Below are 21,486 nucleotides of genomic sequence, written 5' to 3' on the forward strand. Positions count from 1 at the left end.
GTGTAGAAGTCAATCTAAATATACTCTTCATTGCATAACTGGTCTTACTCATGCGTGGATTTTATAACCCTCTATGTGCTTGTTCGCTTGAAGTAGCGAAAGAATTTTCTGAATACCATCACGTTACCGGAGATGGTGAGATTTATCAGACTTCGTTAATGAGTGCTTTGATCGCTGGTGTTTACGAAGGCTCGACAACCATAGAAGAACTGCTAAAACATGGGGATTTTGGTTTAGGTACGTTCAATGAATTGGATGGTGAGTTGATTGCGTTTGATAAGGAAGTTTTTCAACTCAAGTCGGATGGCTCCGCAAACCCGGCAGACCTGGCGCAAAAAACGCCCTTTGCTGTCATGACTTTTTTTAAGCCTGATATCGAGCTGCCACTAACATCGCGCATGTCACGTCATGAAGTCCATAGCCTCATAGACGACATGGTTCCAAGCGATAACCTATTTTGCGCAGTGCGCATTGATGGCGTTTTCGATTCAGTTCGTACTCGTACCGTACCTAAACAAACACGCCCTTATCGACCAATGCTTGAAGTGGTCAAAGAGCAACCAACATTCCGCTTCACGCATAAGCAAGGCGTGGTCGCCGGCTTTCGCAGTCCTAAATATACGACTGGCATCAATGTGCCCGGCTATCACGAACACTTTATTACTGATGACCGCCAAGGAGGTGGTCATATTCAGGATTACAGCATTTCGTCAGGGTTCCTCCAGATTGGCAAAGTCTCGCGGCTAGTGATTGATACCCCGGTATCGACAGACTTTCTCAACGCCAATTTGGCTCCGGAAGATATAAATACCGCTATAGAAAAGGCGGAAAAGTAACAAAGTCAGGCAAATAATAAGGACAACAAATGCAATCCAAATCTTCAAATAAGAATGGAGCTCAGTTGATCGCTCAACAGCTAGAGTCTCTCGGCATTAAGTACATATTCGGTATTCCCGGTGCAAAAATCGATCGACTGTTCGATGCGATTGAAGACACTAACATCCAAATGATTCCGGTACGCCACGAGGCTAACGGCGCATTTATGGCGGGCGTTATGGGAAGACTAACCGGCAAAGCAGGCGTCACCATGGTTACGTCAGGTCCAGGCTGTGGAAATCTAGTTACGGGGGTGGCAACAGCAAACTCCGAAGGCGATCCGCTGATTGCTATCGGTGGTGCAGTGAAACGAACTGACCAGCAAAAACAAACACACCAGAGCATGGATACCGTCAGTATTTTTCGCTCTATAACCAAGTTCAGTGCTGAAGTGCAGCATGTGGACGCCGCAAGCGAGATCATGGCGAACGCGTTTCGTATCGCAGAGTCAGGTCGTCCTGGGGCTTGCTTTTTGAGTCTCCCCCAAGATGTTTTATCCGAGCAAACCCAAACGGACATTATTGTCCCCTCGCCTTACACACAGCCTGGTTGCGCAGACATCGCAGCAATCGAAGAAGCGGTCAGTCGAATCAGTAAAGCAAAGCGCTGTGTGGTTTTACTTGGCCTTCACGCGAGCCGCAGTCAAAACGCTGCTGCTATCGCCCGATTTCTTCAAAATACGCAGCTACCCGTTGTCGGCACTTACCAGGCCGCCGGCACGGTAGACATCAATTACTATCATCACTTTGCTGGGCGTGTCGGTTTGTTTAATAACCAACCTGGCGATGTTTTACTGCGGGACGCCGATTTAATTCTCACCATCGGCTTTAGCCCAATAGAGTATGACCCTGAGCTTTGGAACAGCCACCGCAACCCAGTGATTCACCTCGATATTGAACCAGCAGAATACCAACTTAATTATCAACCTTGTGTTGAAATCGTCGGAAACATTGCGCAGTCATTAGACAAAATGGGCAGCTATATCTCTGAATATGCTCGCCTTTCCCCAACGGCACTTTCAGTACTGGAAGAGGTAGCACTGCAACGGCAAGTGATCAAGACCTATCCCAATGTCTATAACAAGCAAGGGTTTCATCCACTGGCGCTAATTAAAGCCATGCAATCTATCATCACACCAGATACCACGCTATGCCTTGATATGGGGAGCTTCCACATCTGGATCGCTCGTTACTTAAGCTGTTTTCGAGCTCGCCAAATGCTGGTGTCTAACGGCCAACAAACGATGGGCGTTGCACTGCCATGGGCCATTGGTGCCAGCCTACTAAAACCTGGTAGCAAAGTGGTATCGATATCAGGAGACGGCGGTTTTATGCAATCGAGCATGGAGTTAGAAACCGCGGTTAGACTGAACTGCAATATCGTCCATATTGTGTGGGTTGATAACGCCTACAACATGGTAGAAATGCAAGAGATCAACAAATATCAGCGCTGCTCTGGTGTGAAATTTGGACCAATTGATTTCAAGGCGTACGCCGAATCATTTGGCGCGAAAGGCTTCGCAGTGACTAGTCAACACGAATTACTACCGACATTGAATAAAGCCATGGATGTTGAAGGACCAGCAGTGGTGGCTATCCCCGTAGATTACAGCGACAACGACAAACTGATGTTGCCGCGCACAGAGAAAAATCAAGATCCCGTTTTTGTAAGTTTCGAAGGAGAAATCGCATGAGAGGATTAAAAAATAAAGTCGCACTCGTGACTGGCTCTGCCAATGGCATTGGTTTGGCCATCGCAAAACGTTTGTATGAAGAAGGCGCAAACGTCGCTCTTGCCGATTGGAATGAAGAGCAGTTGGCAAACGCCGTTGAGGGCTTTGATAAACAGCGTGTGTCGGCACATTCCATTGATGTTTCTGATCCAGACAAAGTCGCAGCACTGATTTCTGATGTTGTTACCCGTTTCGGTAAACTGGATATTTTAGTAAACAATGCTGGCGTACATGTCCCTGGTTCCGTGATTGAAGGTAGTGTGGAAGACTGGAAGAAGATCTCTGGTGTAAACATTGATGGTGTTGTTTATTGCGCGAAGTTTGCTTTGCCTGAACTCTTAAAAACGAAAGGTTGTATGGTAAATACCGCGTCCGTTTCCGGTTTGGGTGGTGACTGGGGTGCCGCATTCTATTGCGCGAGTAAAGGCGCAGTGGTGAACCTTACCCGAGCGATGGCATTGGACCATGGTGCGGATGGGGTAAGAATTAACGCCGTATGCCCAAGTTTAGTAAAAACCAACATGACAAACGGCTGGCCGCAGGACATCCGCGATAAATTCAATGAGCGCATTGCGCTTGGCCGAGCAGCCGAACCTGAAGAAATTGCGTCTGTCGTGACTTTCTTGGCAAGTGATGACGCATCTTTCATTAATGGCGTAAACCTACCTGTAGACGGCGGTGCCACCGCATCAGATGGTCAGCCTAAAATAGTGTAAGCATGAAATAGACAGATCAGTAAGAGACGTTCTACTACCTTTCGGATCGATGCTGATCTGTCGCTTTACGCTCTGAGCACACAACCCATGCCAGCAATAAACTCAACCACTCAACCGCTGTTAGAGATATCTCAACAACTTAAACCAGCAACGAGAAATTAATGTTTCACACAAACCGACAAACTATGTGAGCATTCCATCAGGCATAGAGTGAAGACTTATGTATCAGCGATTCACAAAGAACCAGACAGTTTCCGCGAATACTTTCTAAAGAAGTCTCAGTGACGACTAACGTTTCTGCCACACCATCCATTGCTCTCTGCCTTTAAAAACCTCAACACTGTTTGCCACCACTGAGGACTTCACAAGTTCAAACGTGGGCTCTAGAAAAGCTGCCAACTCCCCACTTCGCAAACAAAATGGAGGGAAGCGAGAGTGGTAATCATCATCTATAACGAAATAACCAATTAACAAACCGTCTCTTGGCAGCAATTTATCCACCATAGAGAAATATTCTGACCACATGTCTCTCGGTAGTGCTGCGAGAAAGGCCCGCTCGTAAATGACATCAAACGATTGAAAAAAATCGGCATTAAATACATCACCCAATACGACTTTATCTTTGTAGTTACCTAACGTTGATTGCGCCATTTTTACCGCTTCTTGGCTATAATCCATCGCGATCACGTCATGCCCATATTGAATAAAAGTGCTCAGTTCATAAGCGGCACCACACCCAGGAATAAACACTGACTGGCCTACATGAAGTGAATTGTCGAGATAGTCCTTGAGTTCTTGAGGTGTCGATTGGGCATCCCAAGGCATAGTGCCTCGGATAAACAAATCATCCCAGAATTGTGTGTTAATCATTGGTGCCTGTTTCATTTACCCGCTCCCTGATTGCGGTAGTAAAAAATAAAGGGATACGCAGCGCAATGTGGTATCCCTTTTCTAGCCTTTTGTCTGACGTTGTTAGTTTTTTATGACAACCACTTTCTACTGCACTTATGCCACCAATGAGTTAACTGCGAAGATCATTGATTAACGGCTGCTCCGCTTGGTTCGGTACAAACTGGACATTGCCTTTCAGTTTAGTGACAGACTGGAGTGTTGCTTGAATGTCCTCTGCTGATACATGCACATCATGACAACAGAAAGTAATGGCATCGTTGAAGCCATCGCGTTCAATTTTCAAGGAGCCTTTAATATCGTGGCGACGACAGACTTCTTGGATCTGATGCGGATAAACAAACAGCCCTTTTACTTTCACCGCAGAGTCTGCTCGTCCCATCCAGCCCTTAATTCGTGCATTCGTGCGTGAAGAATCAGAACTAATCTCTAGATATGCCGATAAATCTCCCGTTGCGTAGCGAATCAGCGGGAACTTCTCATCAAGCGACGTTACAACGACTTCACCGACTTCTCCCGGTTGTACAGGAACACCATCAGGATCAACGATTTCAACAATAATATCTTCGGCAATCACTAATCCTTGTTCACCAGACACTTGATAAGCAATCAAACCAAGCTCTGCACTTGCGTAGGCTTGAAAGACTGCAATGCCTTTTTCCTCAAACATCTGTTGCATGTCTGCTGTAACCGCTTCACCAGAGACCAGAGCTTTCTCAAAGCTAGGCAGCTCATTGTATTTCTCTTGGTACTTTTGTAGCAACGTCAGCAAATACGAAGGTGTACCAGTGTAACCATTAGGTTGAAGCTGTTTAACTGCCTCTATTTGCGCTTCGGTATTGCCTACTCCAGCCGGAAATACCGCACAGCCACAAGCCCTTGCGCCACCATCCATAATAAATCCGCCAGGAGAGAAATGGTAAGAGAGCGTGTTATGCACTAAATCACCCGCACAGAACCCAGCAGCGTGAAACGCGCGCCCCATACGCCAGAAATCGACCTCATCCGTTTGAGCCTCATATAAAGGCCCAGGAGACTGAAAAACACGCGCCATTTGACCAATGGCAACGCTATTTAAGCCACCAAACGGCGGTTTAAGTTGCTGCTGATTAGGCACGTTGAACTTACGTGTAATCGGGAACTGAGCAAGCCCTTCACGATTGTTTGCCAATGTAGGATCAAACTCAGAAAAATGCGCTGCGTAATGTTCGCTATTGGCTTTCGAATTTTCAATCAGCGCTGGCAGACGTTGAAACAGCGACTCTTCTCGCGCCTGCGGAGACAACGATTCTTTCGCATCAAATAGTTCGTTCATCCTTGCTCCTTACAACCAACGCTTACGACGTTTGTAAGATTTCAGATTCTTAAAGCTCTTGCGATCTTCATCGCCTCCGCCAAGGTAGAATTCTTTTACGTCTTCATTGTTTAACAGTTCGTGCTTGCTGCCATCCAGTACGATTTTGCCTGATTCCATGATGTAACCGTAATCGGCCGCTTGAAGAGCGAAGTTGGCATTCTGTTCAACCAAAAGCATGGTAATACCTTGCTCTTTGTTGATCTTGTTAATAATGCTGAATACTTCTTTAACTAGCAGTGGAGAAAGCCCCATAGACGGTTCGTCCAACAAAATCATCTTCGGTCGAGCCATTAACGCTCGGCCAATCGCTAACATTTGTTGCTCACCGCCAGACAAATAGCCCGCCAGGCCAGTGCGCTCTTTGAGTCGCGGGAAATAGTCAAACACCATTTCGATGTCTTGTTCAACTTCGTTGTCAGAGCGCGTATAAGCGCCTAAGCGAAGATTTTCTATTACCGTCATATCTTCAACAATTCGGCGCCCTTCCATAACTTGGAAGATTCCCGAACGGACGATCTCTTCCGGGCTTTTGTTGTCTATACGCTCGCCCATGAAGTTGATTTCGCCGCGCGTCACTTCACCATCTTCGGTTTTCAATAAACCAGAAATGGCTTTCAACGTTGTGGATTTACCCGCACCGTTGGCACCCAGTAAGGTCACAATCTGCCCTTTTGGAACTTCTAAACTCACACCGCGAAGTACTAGTATTACTTCGTCGTAGACGACTTCAATGTTGTTCACTGAAAGCAGTATTTCTGCCGGTTCGATATTCGTTGCTAATTCAGCCATCAAGCTACTCCTTGCTAGGGTGAGAGTGTTCTCTCACCCATCCTTATTTTCAGTAAGCTTTGTTATTAATAAGTCGTAGATTAGTAACCTAGCCAATCGTCACGACGTGACAATGTCACCTGAGATACTTTCTTAATATCAACTGCGCCGCCATCGTTGTTGCCCATAAAGACGTTCACGGTTGTTGTGCCTCGGTGATCTTCCGGTTTCCAGTTCGCAGGGACACAAACACCTTCTAAGCCTTGTGGTACCCAGTTGTCATGGACATACATGCCCTTCTTGATGTTTTCACCTGTGATACCACCGTTGTCTTTCGCCCACTCCATCGCTTCTTTCATATAGAACGCAGAACAAATACCGCGAATGTAATGGTGAGTTCTGAATTCGCCCGGCTCTGATTCAGACTGCTTAGAAATCTCACGAACCAGCTTCATGCCTTCGTTATCGTCTCCCCAAAACGCCGTCATACCTGGGAAAACGTAATCTTTAAGGCCATCGCCTGCTGCTTCAAGCACTGGCTTGTCGCCGCCCCAAATGTTTGCCATGTACTGGAACTCTGTCCCAACCGTGTTACAAGACTTCACTAGTGAGATAACCGAGCTACCGATATTGGCAATGTAACCGTAGTTGGTGCCTGACTCTTTCAGCGACAAACATTGCGCTTTGAAGTCCCCTGGTTTTAGTGACACAACGACTGGGTTTTGCACATCAAAACCAAGCTCTTTGGCGTACTCTGCACACGCTTCTTTTGGCGCATTCGGGAATGGATGGTTATCGCCAATGTGCGTAAATTTCGGCGCACCTTGATTGCCCTTAGATTCCCAATCTTCTTTCGCCCACTTAACTAGCGCACGGCACGCATCTGAGTACGACGCACCATAAAAGAAATTATAAGGCGCTGGTTTCGCGGTTTTTGGGTTTTTGCCAGTTGGGTCAGTTAAGTGACCAGAGTAAGAAGCAGAGAACACCGGCACTTTGTCTTTGGTAACAAACGAAATAAGTGCTTCGGTATCCGCCGTACCCCAGCCTTGCAGCGCAACCATGTCTTTACGCGCCACCCAACGTTTATAGTTAGAAATCGCCACTGGTACTTTGTACGCCATGTCTACTGTTTCAAATTCGAGCTCGGTACCGTTAATGCCACCGTTTTGGTTAATCCAACGCAATGCGTCTCGCACGCCAGAACCATAAGGCTTGCTCACATAGGCCGTTGGTCCAGAAAAATCGACTAATTGTCCGACAAACACAGAATCTTTTGCCCAAGTTGCGGTAGTAAACAGTGCAGATGACAGCACCAACGTTGTCGCTAAATGTCCTTTGTTCATAACTCGTTGTCCTTGTTATTGAGGTATATTCCACTTAATTCCACGTTAATATGAGAACGGATAGTGTTTCCAATATGCTCGAATCTGTTGCCAGCGATGCGATAATCCTTGAGGTTCGAAAATGAGGAACAGCATGATGACTAAACCAATCGCCATTTCTTTGAAGTAAGCCAGACCATCAGTGAAAGCGGTGGTATCACCAAACGCTGAAAGCCCCGTTACGCCAAACTCTAAAACTTCAGGCAGCAGTACGATAAATATCGTCCCCATCAGCGTACCTTTGACTGAGCCTAAGCCACCAATGATGATCATGGCCAAAAACTGGATAGACATCATGATGGTGAAGCCTTCTGCTGATACAAACCCTAGATAATGTCCGTAGAGTGCGCCCCCGATGCCTGCATAGAATGCACACACTCCAAATGAGAGCAGACGATACTTGGTTAGGTTGATGCCCATGATCTCTGCTGACAGATAGTGATCTCGTACTGAGACAAACGCGCGACCGTCACGAGAACGGATTAAGTTTGATGCCCACATATACATGAAGATCAGCGCAAACAGAGCGATGTAGAAGAAGCTTTCGTCAGTCGTAAACTCAAAGCCAAACAAATTAATTGGGTTCGCGCTTGCACCGTATGAGCCGCCACTGAACCAATCTGCGCGAGCAAAGAAGTCCTCTAGAATAAACTGCGCCGCCAACGTTGCGATAGCTAGATATAAACCTTTAATTCGAGCCGCTGGCAGACCAAACAGCATCCCCACAATCATGGTTAAGTAACCCGCGAGCGGAATCGCAAACACGACTGGAATGTTAAACTGGTTATTTAGCCAAGCCGATGCAAAGGCGCCAAAGCCAAAGAACGCACCGTGACCTAGCGAGATTTGTCCGGTAAAACCAACCAAAATGTTTAAGCCCAATGCCGCGATACCGAGGTATGCAATCTGAATAAACAGGTTTAGGAAGTAAATATCCAAGACCAGCGGTGCTGCCAGCATGGCGATGACACCAGCAATCGCAAGGCTTCTGATGGTTTTGGTTTCAAAAATTGGCGTATCGCTTTTGTATGTGGTTCGAAAATCCCCACATGGGCGCATGCTAAGTTGAGCCATGTTATTTCTCCTTAAATACGCTCAATATCTTTGGTACCAAACAGGCCATATGGCTTGAAGGCAAGAATGATTAACAGCACATAGAATGGTGCGATGTTGTACAGGTTACCCACTTGCAGGTATTGGCTATCAAAAAACTCAGCCAAGTTTTCTAGCACCCCGATGGTAATACCACCGACAATTGCGCCGACCACCGAATCTAAGCCACCTAAAATAACGGCTGGGAAAACTTTGATACCAATAATGGATAGCGCGTCAGATACGCCGTTAACGATACCGATAACAATCCCTGCTGTTGCAGATACCATTGCCGAAATGGCCCAACTGATGGCGAACACTTTCTTGATGGAAATGCCAAGACTCTGGGCTACTTGCTGGTTGAATGCCGTTGCGCGCATTGCCAGACCCATTTTGCTGAATTTGAAGAACCAGTAGAACGCGCCCATGATGAGCATTGAGAAGATCAAGCTCAGAATGTAAGCAAACTCAACATTCAAACCTCCGATATTCACAACGTTGGTTTCGAACACTTGCGGGTACGACACAGCCGAGACGCCGAATATCCACTTCATCAGCGCTTGGAAAAACATCGATAGACCAATGGTCACCATGATCACAGAGATAATCGGTTCACCAATCAACGGTCTGAGCACAATGGTTTGCACGGCGATACCAAAAATCATCATGAACGCGAGCGTGAGTAAAAAGCCGATAAAAAACGGTAACTGTAGGTGTACCAATGCCGCCCAACATACCCATGCGCCAATCAACAAGAACTCCCCCTGAGCAAAGTTGACCACCTGGGTCGATTTGTAGATCAATACAAAGCACATGGCGACAACGCCATACAACATGCCAACGATCACGCCATTAATGACGAGTTGCAGTAATAAATCCGTATTCACTATGCGATCCTCCGTTGTTCGCTATCCACTAGTGTTGGCTCATGCTCAATAAGCGTTTCAATAACTAGCGACGTTTGAATGCGTGTTTTAGTGCCATCTTGATAAGTGATCACTGTATCGACATCGACTTTTGGATCGTCGCTGTAGATGGTTTCGATGATGTCTCCGTATTTCTCTGCAACCACACCACGACGCACTTTACGCGTACGAGTTAACTCGCCATCGTCGGCATCCAGCTCTTTGTAAAGTAGAATGAATTTGCTGATCTTCTGTGCATCCGGTAGGGATTCGTTCACTTTTTGAACTTCTTCACGAATCGCTTGGTACACTTCTGGTTGAGCAGATAAGTTGGTGTAGTTGGTAAATGCCAAGCCGCGTTGCTCTGCCCACTTCGCGACGATCGCATAGCGAATACAGATGATGGCAGACAGCCAAGGTCGACCTTTACCTACCACCACGGCTTCTGCAATAAACGGCGAGAACTTGAGTTTGTTTTCGATAAACTGTGGCGAATAACGGTCGCCATGGCTGGTTTCCGACATATCTTTCAGACGATCAATCACCACCAAGTGACCGGAATCTTTAAAATAGCCCGCATCGCCTGTGTGCATCCAACCATCTTGAACATCTTCATCATATGCTGCTTGGTTGTTTAAGTAGCCAGTAAACATGCCTGTACTTTTCGCGATGATTTCACCAACGCCATTGCTGTCCGGGTTGATGACTTTCACTTCTGCATTATCAAACGCAACACCAACGGAATCGTAATCCACATCATCCGCTTGGTGCACGGTGTATGCGCCACACATTTCGGTCTGACCATAAAGCTGCTTAAGTGGCACACCAATAGCTTGTAGGTAACGGAAAGTATCCGGTCCCATCGCCGCACCGCCGGTTGCCGCAGATGTCAGGTTCGAAAACCCTAAACGGTCACGCAGAGCACGCAGAAGAATCCATTCAGCCAACTTAGAGCGTTTACCCTGCTCCAGCGCTTTGTTGGCTAAGCTCATGCCCAGTTTGTACATCTTTTGCTTAAACGGTGTCGAATCCATCATTCGTGCAGACACGTCTGCCACAATGTTTTCCCACACACGTGGCGCTAACAGCACAAAGTTTGGACCGATTTCACGCAAGTCGGACATCATGGTTTCTTGTTCTTCCACAAAGTTAACGATTTGACGAGAAATCAACGCCTGACCAACCACGTAAACCTGCTCCATAATCCAAGGCAAAGGCAGAACAGAAACGTAGTTGTCGCCTGGGGAACGAGGGTCTGCACGCAAGTAAGCCGCACAGTGATCCAAGAACGTGCCACTGTGTAGCTGAGCCAATTTTGGTTTAGAAGTCGTACCCGACGTAGTACAAAGAATTGAAAGATCGCTGCCTTTGGTTTCAACAACCATATTGAGATATTTGTCTGGGTCCGCTTTATCAATCAGCTGACCTTTTTTGTAGACCTGTTCAACATCAATTAATCTTGGATCATCGTATTTACGCATTCCACGAGGATCGCAGTAAATAATGTATTCAACGCTAGGAATTTCATCACCAAGCTCAAGCAGCTTGTCGCATTGCTCTTCATCTTCGGCAATCACGACTTTTGCTTTTGCATAGTTGATAAGGTACGCCACCTCTTCGTGCATAGAATCTTGATAGATGCCCAGCGAGAAACCTTTGATCGCATGTGCCGCTAACTCGCCCCATACCCATTCAGGGCGGTTATCACCTAGCAAACCAACGACATCTTGCTCACCAATACCCAAATCTCGTAGTGCCAGTGCCATCCACTTGACGCGGTTTTCATAATCCTTCCAAGTGAACTCTCGCCATATACCAAACTCCTTTTCACGCATTGCGACTTGTTCGGGCCAGTTCTTGGCATTGTGTTGCAACACTTTTGGAAAGGTATCTAAGCGGGTTATATCTGCCCAATCATTATGTTGCTGTGCCATTATGCACTCTCCTCTAATGTCGGTAGCTCTTCGCCTAAGTACGCTTGCTTCACATGTGGGTTGGCCATCACTTCTTCAGGCTCACCCGTAGCAATGTGTTTCCCGAAATCCAAAACCAAAACGCGATTAGAGATGTCCATGACCACGCCCATGTCGTGCTCAATCATGATGATCGTGATATCTAATTCTTCATTCAGATCCATGATGTAACGTGCCATGTCTTCCTTTTCTTCCAAGTTCATACCTGCCATTGGTTCATCAAGCAGCAGTAACTTAGGTTTTAAGGCAATGGCACGAGCAAGCTCTACACGCTTACGTAAGCCGTAAGATAGGGTGCCTGCAGTCGCTTTTCGGATGTGCTGGATTTCTAGAAAATCGATCACGTCTTCCACATATTTGCGGTGCGCCATCTCTTCTTTCTGCGCATTGGAGAACCAATAGAGTGGCCCCGTGACGAAGTTATTTTTCAGTAGGTGGTGTCGGCCAACCATGATGTTGTCCAGTACCGACATATGAGAAAAGAGCGCTAAGTTTTGGAAGGTTCTTCCCAGCCCTAACTCAGCTCGTTGGCTTGGTGTACGTTTAGTTACGTCATCTCCAGCGAAGATTACAGAGCCTTTGTTTGGTGTGTATCGACCAGAGATGCAATTGAGCATTGAGGTTTTACCTGCACCGTTTGGACCAATGATTGAAAAAATTTCCTTTTCATTCACATGGAAGCTCACGTCAGTTAAAGCTTTCACCCCACCAAAAGCCAATGAAATATCGTTTACCTGCAACAGAGGCGATTCCGATACCATAGTTGATCTCCCTTTCGTTATTTTAAGTGCGTTCCATTGAGCACTATTTTGATCAAACCTAACTTTGATACTGGTAACCGCTTTTACACCTATGCATCAACTTTGTATTCAGTTTACGTAAACGTCAATTTAAAATCAGAATAGTGCCTGAAAGATTAAGTTGCAATCGAGTTCATCGAGAAAGATTTGAACTAACGCAAACTTTAAGTAAATAAATTGTTAATAAAAATTATTCTCAAACGCTTACATATTTGGATAGTTCGGACCACCACCACCTTCTGGTGGAGTCCAGGTAATATTTTGACTTGGATCTTTGATGTCGCAGGTCTTACAGTGGATACAGTTGGCCGCATTTATTTGCAGCTCTGGCTGCTGCTCCCCCTGTACGATTTCATACACGCCAGCCGGACAATAGCGCTGTGCTGGCTCTGCATATAATTCAAGGTTCTGCTCAATAGGAATCCGCTGGTTCTCCAGTCGTAAGTGGCATGGTTGATCTTCCTCATGGAAGATATTGGATAGATAAACAGAAGAGAGGCGATCGAAACTTAACACGCCATCAGGCTTCGGATAGACAATTTCATTGCTGTTTTCCGCCAATAACAGAGACTGATGATCAGGCTTATCACAGCGGATATGCCACTTAGCTTTGCCTTTTAATACGTTATGTTCCAGCAGCGCTAAACCACCGCCCAGCCACGATCCAAAGCGGTGAATACCACTTGAGAAGTTACGTGCTTGATAAAGCTCTTCATACAGCCAAGACTGTTTGAAATGCTTTTGATAATCAGCAGTAACTGACTGACTCTCAAGGGCTTCACATACTGCTTCAGCGGCAAGCATGCCAGATTTCATTGCGGTGTGTGTGCCTTTGATTTTAGCGCCGTTAAGTGTTCCTGCATCACAGCCAATTAACAAGCCACCAGCAAACTGCTGCGTGGGAAGCGAATGAAAGCCGCCCTTGGTGATCGCTCTCGCGCCATAGCTAATACGCTTCCCATTTTTGAGGTATTGCTCAATCAACGGGTGGTGTTTAAAACGTTGGAACTCATCAAATGGACTCAAGTGCGGATTCTTATAATTCAAGTCAACAATCAACCCGACGGCAACTTGGTTTCCCTCTAAATGGTAGAGATAACTGCCACCTGTAGCTTCATTTGATAACGGCCAACCTAATCCGTGCACTACTAAACCTTGCTGATGCTGCTCTGATGGGATTTCCCACAGCTCTTTAAAACCGATAGCGTAGTGTTGAGGCGTTTTCTCTTCAGCAAGATTAAATCGGTTAATCAACTGCTTACCAATATGCCCCCGTGCGCCTTCAGCAAATAAAGTAAACTTCGCTCGTAGTTCAATACCAGGTTCGAAATTTCCTTTTTGTTCACCATTTTTATCTAATCCCATATCGCCCGTGATCACGCCACAAACACGACTATCTTCATCGATGATCGCTTGACTGGCGGTAAAACCTGGGTAGACCTCCACCCCCAAGTTCTCAGCCTGCAACGCCATCCATCGGCATAGACTGCCCAAACTTATGATGTAATTACCTTTGTTATGTAACGTATTAGGCACCGCCCAAGAAGGCAGTTCATGACCATTGATGTCATTGCCTAGATAGTAGGTTTTATCTTGGTTTACTTTGGTATTGAGCGGAGCGCCTTTCTCTTCCCAGTCGGGAAAAAGCTCATCCAAACTCCGCGTTTCAAACACCGCACCCGATAAAATATGCGCTCCAACTTCAGAACCTTTTTCTACCACGCAAACAGAGAGCTCTTGTTTTTTTTCTGCTGCTAATTGTTTGATTCGGCATGCCGCAGACAAGCCTGCGGGACCTGCGCCTACAATCAGAACATCAAATTCCATGCAGTCTCTTTCCATGATTGCATTCCTTTTTCTTTGCATGTTGCCAACTTGTTAATCAACAATATATTTAAAGTTGACGCAAACGTAAAGGTAAATTAACATCATTTTAAAGACGTCATCACATCGTCTTCACTGTTAACACATAGTCTTCACTGTAAAAGGAATCTAACGTGAAAATACTAGTTCCAATCAAAAGGGTCATTGATCCCTACGTTAAAGTTCGCGTGAAAGCGGACCATAGCGATGTTGAAACCAATAACGTCAAGATGACGATTAATCCATTTTGCGAAATAGCCGTTGAAGAAGCCGTACGACTAAAGGAGCAAGGTATTGCAGATGAAGTCATCGTTGTCAGTGCCGGCGGTAGCCAGTGTCAGGAGCAACTACGTACCGCGCTTGCATTAGGCGCCGATCGCGCTATTCATGTCGATACTGAAGACAAAATAGAGCCATTAGTTGTTGCTAAGCTGCTCAAAGCTCTAGTTGAGCAAGAACAAGCACAGCTTGTGATTACGGGTAAACAATCCATTGATACGGACAACAACCAAGTGGCTCAGATGCTGGCCGCCCTACTTGACTGGCCTCAAGCAACTTTCGCTTCCGACGTGAAGATTGAAGATCAAAAAGTTCAGGTCGTGAGAGAAGTGGACGGCGGCTTGATGACAGTCGCGATGAACTTACCTGCGGTGATCAGTACTGACTTACGCCTGAATGAACCGCGTTTTGCCTCTTTGCCTAATATCATGAAAGCTAAGCGCAAGCCGTTAGATACCATCACACCTGACAGTCTGGGTGTTGAAGTGGTATTTAGCCAAACCATTCAAGAAGTCACACCGCCAGCGCAAAGAAAAGGTGGCATCAAGGTTGAATCTGTCTCAGAGCTTCTCGATAAGCTGCGTAACGAAGCGAAGGTGATTTCATGAAGAACTTAATCATAGCAGAGCATGACAATAACCAATTGCATGCGGACACACTCAAAGTGGTTAATGCAGCAAAACAAGTCAGCCAAGACAATGTTTTGATCGTAGTGGGCCACCAGTGTGAAGAAGTCGCTCAGCAAGCTTGTCGCGTTGATGGTATATCAAACGTAATTTGTGTCGATGATGAGCAACTTAAGCATCAATTTGCCGAGAGTATCGCACCTATTGTAGTGAGTATTGCTGAAGGTTTTGACGCAATCTGGGCTAGCTCATCATCAAAAGGGAAAGACCTTGCACCTCGAGTAGCTGCGAAGTTCGGCGTTGGGCAAATTTCCGATATTGTCCAAGTTATCGATGAAAACACTTTTATCCGCCCTATTTACGCAGGAAACGCATTTGCCAAAGTGACCACCAGCGACAAGGTTCGCGTCATCACCGTGCGCGCGTCTGCGTTTGAGCCGGTTACTTGTCACAACCAAGCTGATATTAAGCATCAGCAGGTCACTATCTCAGCTCCAATGGTTGAATTAGTTTCTGTCGATAAAACCGTGTCAGAACGTCCTGAATTAAGCGCGGCAGAGGTGGTTGTGTCAGGTGGACGCGGGGTCGGTAGCAAAGAGAACTTCGCGTTGATCGAACAAGTTGCCGATAAACTAGGTGCTGCCATTGGCGCTTCTCGCGCGGCGGTTGATGCCGGGTTTGTTGCCAACGACTTACAAGTGGGTCAAACCGGTAAAATCGTTGCACCTAAGCTTTATATAGCGGTTGGGATTTCCGGTGCCATCCAGCATCTTGCAGGAATGAAGGAATCCAAAGTGATTGTCGCGATCAACAAAGATCCAGAATCTCCTATCTTTGAAGTTGCCGACTATGGATTGGTTGGTGATTTATTTGAGGTACTACCTCAGCTTGCCGAACAACTTTAAACGATCAGATAAGGGGCGAACACTGCTATGTTCGCCTCTTTATTTTGTTTTTGGTCATATTCAAAAGAATTGAAATTAGAGGGACCTATGCCAAATTCTGCACCTATTTGGTCACCATCTGCTGAGCGCGTCAGCAATAGCAACTTATTACGGTTCATCGAAAAGGTTAATAAAGACAAAGCCGAAGGTACCGTAATCAACAATTACACGTCTCTACACCAGTGGTCCATTGAGCACAATGATGAATTTTGGCGACATACTTGGCAGTTTTGCAACGTAATCGGAGATATGGGTTCGCAAGTCAAGAGCCTTGGCAGTCCCAAATGGACACCAACAGGTTCTAATCATCATCATGTAAATAGAGACACAGTATGGTTTGCTGACGCCACGCTGAACTACGCAGAGAACCTCCTATCTCAGGCTGAACAATCACCAGAGCGTGAGTTTATTGTTTTTAGCAATGAAAGCGGTGAACACCGACAACTCACCGGTAAACAGTTGCTTGAACAAGTTTCTGCCATTCAACAATGGCTACTCAATTGTGGTGTCGGTAAAGGCGATGTCGTTGCGGGTTATTTGCCCTACCTTCCTGAAACCGTTATTGCCATGCTGGCCACCACCAGTCTTGGTGCCATTTGGACTTCAACCTCTCCTGATTTTGGTATCGATAGCGTCGTAGAGCGTTTTGGTCAGGTCAAACCGAAAGTTCTTTTTTGCTGTGATGGCTACCAGTTCGGAGGCAAAGCTTTCGATATGACGAACAAGAACACCACTCTTAGTAGTAAGTTAAGCAGTGCCTCCGAAGAGACTACTATTAGCGTATGCCAAATCGAATATTTACAAAACGCTGAGAGTGCTAGCACTTCTGAGTTTGTTTCTTGGTCCGATATTACTCACCACTTTTCTCCACAATCAATTCAATATCAACCAACGCTGTTTAATGACCCGTTATTCATTTTGTATTCTTCTGGTACAACAGGTCAACCTAAATGTATTGTCCATTCCGCAGGCGGTACCTTGCTCAATCACCTCAAAGAACATCAACTGCATTGCGACATCAAATCGCAAGACAAGGTTTTCTACTACACAACATGTGGTTGGATGATGTGGAACTGGCATGTTTCCGCTCTTGCGAGTGGTGCAGCCTTAGTGATTTACGACGGTAGTCCGGTTTACCCTGATCACTCCATCTTATGGCAATTAGCAGAAGAACATAGCGTGTCGCTGTTTGGTACTTCAGCGAAATACTTAGAAGCACTGGAACAGGCAAACTGCTCTCCAAAACTAGAACATAACCTGAAGTCACTCAAAACTCTTTGCTCAACTGGTTCGGTGCTTTACCCAGAACAATTTAGTTATGTCTATCAGCACATCAAGCAGGACTTGCATCTCGCTTCTATCGCTGGCGGCACGGATATTTGCGGATGCTTTGTACTGGGAAACCCTATCTCACCAGTTTACAAAGGTGAATGCCAAGGCGCAGGGCTGGGAATCGACGTGCGTGTTTTGGACGACGAGGGAAAAACCATTACACAGCAACGCGGCGAACTAACTTGCAATAACTCACTACCTAACTTCCCTATTGGCTTCTGGCACGACAACGGCGAACGCTATCACAACACTTATTGGAGCAAGTTTACCGATATCTGGCACCATGGCGACGATGTGATGCAAACCGAACATGGCGGCTTCATTTTTTATGGCCGTAGTGACGCAACCTTAAATCCAGGCGGCGTACGCATCGGTACCGCTGAAATCTATCAGCAAGTGAACACGTTACCCGAGGTTGAAGACTCCATCGCTGTCGGCAAGTTAAACCAGCAGTCTGAAGAAATCTGGTTACTAGTAAAACTCGCTCACAACGTCGAGTTAACCCAACAACTCACCGATTCAATTCGCCAAACATTGAAAACAAAATGTTCACCGCGCCATGTCCCACGACAAATTTTTGCCATCAGTGATATTCCTAAAACGCGCTCAGGCAAATTGGTTGAGCTAGCAGTGAAACAATTGGTAAACGGACAAGCTGTAAAAAACATTGGTGCTATTGCTAACCCAGAAGTGCTGGAAGAAATTAAAACGCTTTTCAACATAGAAAGTGGCGCCACTGTCAATTAGAGACTCAACAAGTCTTCCAACAATACAGACGGGTATAACCTAACTGTATTTTTAGCTCGCTCGATAACTCCTCCCCACTTTCGTGGAAACTGCGCGAAATATGCTTCATGTACACAAAAAAGGTGAGATAATTATATCTCACCTTTGAGCCATATGAGCTGGAGCATTAGTTTGGGGGTTAAGCTTTTATCAGTTGGCTCATATCTTCGCGAACTTGTGGCACCGTTAAACCAACGATGATTTGAAGGCTCTCTTGATTTCTAACAATATTCACCGCTCCGTGCTGTGTGAAAAATGCGTTCTCCTTTACAAGAGAGACATCTTTAACTTTAACACGCAAACGCGTCGCGCAATTAGTTAACAATTCAATGTTTTCTTTTCCACCCAGACCTTCAATAAAGGCACTAGCTTGTGACGGACTTGCGCTACTGTTATGGACCGCTTTCGCTTCTTTGTAGTCAGCTTTGGAATACAACTTACTATCTGCACCTTCACGTCCCGGAGTAAGTATGTTGTATTTTAAAATAAGCGCGCGAAACGTAACAAAGTAAACACCAGTAAACATGAGACCAATAATAATCTGAATCACGTATGTTCCTGCATGGTTACCAGCCAAAGGCAACCAGTTTTGGAAAATGAAGTCTATCAAGCCAGTCTGAAAGTTACCGGAAACACCAAACATAAAGGCGATCGTTGCCATTGTCGCAGATAACAACGCATGCAAAGCAAACAGCGCAGGTGCGATAAATAAGAATGTAAACTCTATTGGTTCGGTGATCCCTGTAAGAATTGCTGTGATTGCGGCTCCGAGCACTAACCCCATCACCATCTTTTTATTTTCTTTTTTCGCAACTGAATAGAGTGCTAGTGCGATACCCGTACAACCAAACACTTTACCCATTCCCGTCAACATCAAACCACCCTGAGGAAATTGTGTCGTTAAACTTTCCGAGCTCTGGGCGAATGTCTGTATATTTTGAATCCAATAGGAAACCGTTCCGCCATCGACTGCAACAGGCCCATAAAAAACGGGACCATATACGAAATGATGCAACCCCGTTGGTATCATGATTCGCTCTAAAAACGTAAATAGCCATACCCCTAACGATCCAGCAGAAACCAAAAATGATTGCAGATTGTTAATACCATGCTGAATACTTGGCCAAGTCAAACAAGTTAGAATTGCCATCACGACCATAATTGGGAAGCTAATGATCACAACCAATGGCGTTCCGCCAAATACAGCCGCCCAATCCGGTAGCTTTTTATCAAAGAATCGGTTGTGAACCCAAACAGAGAGACTTGCAATTAAAATCGCACCTAGCAAGTTGGTATCAAGCGTTAGAATGCCACCAACTTCAGTCAAACCTCGCTCACCTTCCGTATAGTTAACGCCCAGTTCTGGCCCCCAAAATTGAAGGATTCCACCAATAACGTAGTTATACGTAATGTAGGAAACAAGTGTTGCAAGTACAGCGCGACCAGATGCTTTTTTAGCTAAAGCGATAGGTAACCCAACGGCAAAAATAAGTGCCATATTTTTAAATACAGCGAGAGATGCCTGTAAAATGATCGTCGAGACTTTAACCCAAGCACTCCCCTCTAGTGCCCAAGGAAACACTTCTTGATTTAACAGCACAACAGAGAAACCCAATAACATGCCCGCTGCTGGAAATAATAGAACGGGTACAAACATCGCGGCCCCGAACCTTTGAATAATGTCTTTCATATAAACCTCTTGTTTCATTCACGGAGCCTACAAGTAGGCCCCGAACGTCCAGTTGTTATTGAAAAAATTGAGGAAGGTAGGCTTTATTTTCTTCTAGTAATTGTTTTGTTATTTCTTTAGCTTTTGGCACATTAACCACGGTACGGTTAAGTGTGAGTGCATTAATCAGCTTTTGCTGACTTCCTTCGTACCAAGCATCCACGACTAATTTCTCGTAACCAAGTTGGCTTTCAATCATGGCTTTTTGGAAGGTTGGGATTTTTCCTACAGTAAAAGCTTTCGGTCCATCACTAGTTAGCGCAGCTGGAACTTCTACCATGGCGTCATTTTGTAAATTTGTAATAGCACCATTATTCGGTACGATGACGAGATACACATCGCTCAAGTTGTAGGCTAGCGAAGCCGCGACTCTCACCATGTATCGACCATGGATATCGGCATGCAGTGTTTCGTGCTTCGTGGTGCCCGCTTCAATTATTCTTGCGTTCAATTCGAACACTCGTTTCTCACGGCCGTTAATTACCTGCCTTGCGCGGGTATTGTTGATATCCTCTTTCGCCACCATTTTTTCAGGGTACAAATAGTACTGAAGATACGTATTCGGCAAAAACTCTGGATTATCAACAAGCATTGTTCTCATGTTTTTGAATGTGGCTTGCCACGATGGGTCATCCGCTATTTCCGCATCAACCGCACTGATCCCTTCTTTTAGGATGATATTTTTAATTTTGTCCGTTAAGTCTTCACCCTGTTTGTTACGAATTTTGGTAAACCAGCCATAGTGATTAAGCCCAAAATATTCAGGAACGAAGTCCCAAATTTCACATCCTAACAATTGCGCATAGCTGACCATAATCGCTGCTGGCATATCACAGATATTTAGAATTCGCTTATCATGCGGAAATTCACGATTTAAAGCTTCAGCGACAATTGCCGCCGGGTTGGTGTAATTAAGAATCCACGCATCTGGACACGTTTGTCGGATCTCGTTCACTAGCTGGATCATGTCGCCGATAGAGCGAAGTCCATATGCCATTCCTCCCGCGCCACATGTCTCTTGCCCAACACAAGAGTTGGATAGCGGGATCTGTTCATCGCGCTCGCGCATGGCCAACCCACCAGTGCGGATCTGGATAAAGAAAAAGTCCGAATCTGAGAATGCGACAGATTTATCCGTTGTATAAACAAACTCTTCAACTTCTGGATAGTGTTCTCGCAATAGAATTTCAGTAGCTAATGCATTCGACTCTTGGCGTTTCTCATCTATGTCGTAAAACACGACTTTTGCGAGTGGAAAGTTATCTTTTTCAGCAATAAGGCTGTTCATCATACCAAGTGTGTATGTACTGCCAGCACCAACAATCGTTAATTTTTGACGTTTCATTCCGCTACCTCAAATGTTTACCCTGCAAATGTATAAAATAAGTATTAATACTTTTATGATACATTTAAA

At 45.6% G+C, this 21,486-nt stretch carries 17 protein-coding genes; 6 read left to right on the plus strand and 11 right to left on the minus strand.

Annotated features, from left to right (window positions below):
* Positions 1 to 50 precede the first annotated feature (50 nt).
* From budA to R7P80_RS09510, 3 genes are read left to right on the plus strand one after another with little or no spacing between them, the layout of a single operon-like run.
* Positions 51 to 836, plus strand: a complete 786-nt coding sequence (gene budA, locus R7P80_RS09500) for an acetolactate decarboxylase (protein ID WP_005373273.1) — start codon at positions 51 to 53, stop codon at positions 834 to 836.
* A 29-nt stretch (positions 837 to 865) separates the two neighbouring features.
* Positions 866 to 2,569, plus strand: coding sequence for an acetolactate synthase AlsS (alsS, locus tag R7P80_RS09505; protein WP_005373275.1), 1,704 nt, complete (start codon positions 866 to 868; stop codon positions 2,567 to 2,569).
* Positions 2,566 to 3,324, plus strand: a complete 759-nt coding sequence (locus R7P80_RS09510) for an SDR family NAD(P)-dependent oxidoreductase (RefSeq protein ID WP_005373277.1) — start codon at positions 2,566 to 2,568, stop codon at positions 3,322 to 3,324. Before alsS ends, R7P80_RS09510 begins: the two co-directional genes overlap by 4 nt.
* Before the next feature lie 288 nt (positions 3,325 to 3,612).
* Here the strand turns inward: R7P80_RS09510 and R7P80_RS09515 are convergent, their stop codons facing one another.
* The 9 genes from R7P80_RS09515 to R7P80_RS09555 form a co-directional block, all read right to left on the minus strand.
* On the minus strand, positions 3,613 to 4,209 hold the full coding sequence (locus tag R7P80_RS09515) for a methyltransferase domain-containing protein (protein WP_054574666.1): 597 nt from the start codon (positions 4,207 to 4,209) through the stop codon (positions 3,613 to 3,615).
* A gap of 136 nt (positions 4,210 to 4,345) precedes the next feature.
* Complete coding sequence (locus R7P80_RS09520) at positions 4,346 to 5,548, minus strand: phenylacetate--CoA ligase family protein (protein ID WP_206957766.1); 1,203 nt, start codon at positions 5,546 to 5,548, stop codon at positions 4,346 to 4,348.
* 9 nt (positions 5,549 to 5,557) lie between these two features.
* Positions 5,558 to 6,379 carry an ABC transporter ATP-binding protein gene (locus R7P80_RS09525; RefSeq protein WP_017633695.1) on the minus strand — a complete coding sequence of 274 codons (822 nt, stop codon included), beginning with the start codon at positions 6,377 to 6,379 and terminating at the stop codon, positions 5,558 to 5,560.
* 80 nt (positions 6,380 to 6,459) lie between these two features.
* The gene (locus R7P80_RS09530; RefSeq protein WP_005373285.1) at positions 6,460 to 7,704 is read right to left on the minus strand and encodes an ABC transporter substrate-binding protein; all 1,245 of its coding nucleotides are present in this window, start codon (positions 7,702 to 7,704) and stop codon (positions 6,460 to 6,462) included.
* A gap of 45 nt (positions 7,705 to 7,749) precedes the next feature.
* Positions 7,750 to 8,817 (minus strand): branched-chain amino acid ABC transporter permease, encoded by a 1,068-nt coding sequence (locus tag R7P80_RS09535; RefSeq protein ID WP_005382737.1) that lies wholly within the window; start codon positions 8,815 to 8,817, stop codon positions 7,750 to 7,752.
* Positions 8,818 to 8,828: 11 nt separating this feature from the next.
* Positions 8,829 to 9,722 carry a branched-chain amino acid ABC transporter permease gene (locus R7P80_RS09540; RefSeq protein ID WP_005373295.1) on the minus strand — a complete coding sequence of 298 codons (894 nt, stop codon included), beginning with the start codon at positions 9,720 to 9,722 and terminating at the stop codon, positions 8,829 to 8,831.
* Complete coding sequence (locus tag R7P80_RS09545) at positions 9,722 to 11,674, minus strand: long-chain fatty acid--CoA ligase (RefSeq protein WP_005373296.1); 1,953 nt, start codon at positions 11,672 to 11,674, stop codon at positions 9,722 to 9,724. Before R7P80_RS09545 ends, R7P80_RS09540 begins: the two co-directional genes overlap by 1 nt.
* Positions 11,674 to 12,474, minus strand: a complete 801-nt coding sequence (locus R7P80_RS09550) for an ABC transporter ATP-binding protein (protein ID WP_005373297.1) — start codon at positions 12,472 to 12,474, stop codon at positions 11,674 to 11,676. The genes R7P80_RS09545 and R7P80_RS09550 overlap by 1 nt, the downstream gene beginning before the upstream one ends.
* A 243-nt stretch (positions 12,475 to 12,717) precedes the next feature.
* Positions 12,718 to 14,355, minus strand: coding sequence for an electron transfer flavoprotein-ubiquinone oxidoreductase (locus R7P80_RS09555; RefSeq protein WP_064354685.1), 1,638 nt, complete (start codon positions 14,353 to 14,355; stop codon positions 12,718 to 12,720).
* Between the two features lie 155 nt (positions 14,356 to 14,510).
* On the opposite strand from R7P80_RS09555, the gene R7P80_RS09560 reads away from it, so the two are divergent.
* The 3 genes from R7P80_RS09560 to R7P80_RS09570 all read left to right on the plus strand — a co-directional run bounded on the left by R7P80_RS09560 (position 14,511) and on the right by R7P80_RS09570 (position 18,304).
* On the plus strand, positions 14,511 to 15,263 hold the full coding sequence (locus R7P80_RS09560; RefSeq protein WP_005386149.1) for an electron transfer flavoprotein subunit beta/FixA family protein: 753 nt from the start codon (positions 14,511 to 14,513) through the stop codon (positions 15,261 to 15,263).
* Positions 15,260 to 16,186, plus strand: a complete 927-nt coding sequence (locus R7P80_RS09565; protein ID WP_017820355.1) for an electron transfer flavoprotein subunit alpha/FixB family protein — start codon at positions 15,260 to 15,262, stop codon at positions 16,184 to 16,186. Before R7P80_RS09560 ends, R7P80_RS09565 begins: the two co-directional genes overlap by 4 nt.
* Before the next feature lie 87 nt (positions 16,187 to 16,273).
* Positions 16,274 to 18,304 (plus strand): acetoacetate--CoA ligase, encoded by a 2,031-nt coding sequence (locus R7P80_RS09570; protein ID WP_114139527.1) that lies wholly within the window; start codon positions 16,274 to 16,276, stop codon positions 18,302 to 18,304.
* 178 nt (positions 18,305 to 18,482) lie between these two features.
* On the opposite strand, the gene R7P80_RS09575 is transcribed toward R7P80_RS09570, so the two are convergent.
* Positions 18,483 to 20,033, minus strand: coding sequence for an alpha-glucoside-specific PTS transporter subunit IIBC (locus R7P80_RS09575; RefSeq protein ID WP_047101519.1), 1,551 nt, complete (start codon positions 20,031 to 20,033; stop codon positions 18,483 to 18,485).
* Between the two features lie 55 nt (positions 20,034 to 20,088).
* Positions 20,089 to 21,417, minus strand: coding sequence for a 6-phospho-alpha-glucosidase (locus tag R7P80_RS09580; RefSeq protein ID WP_047101299.1), 1,329 nt, complete (start codon positions 21,415 to 21,417; stop codon positions 20,089 to 20,091).
* Between the last annotated feature and the right edge of the window lie 69 nt (positions 21,418 to 21,486).

Origin of the sequence: Vibrio sp. 2092, from assembly GCF_033339635.1 — a bacterium.
Lineage (GTDB): Bacteria > Pseudomonadota > Gammaproteobacteria > Enterobacterales > Vibrionaceae > Vibrio > Vibrio alginolyticus.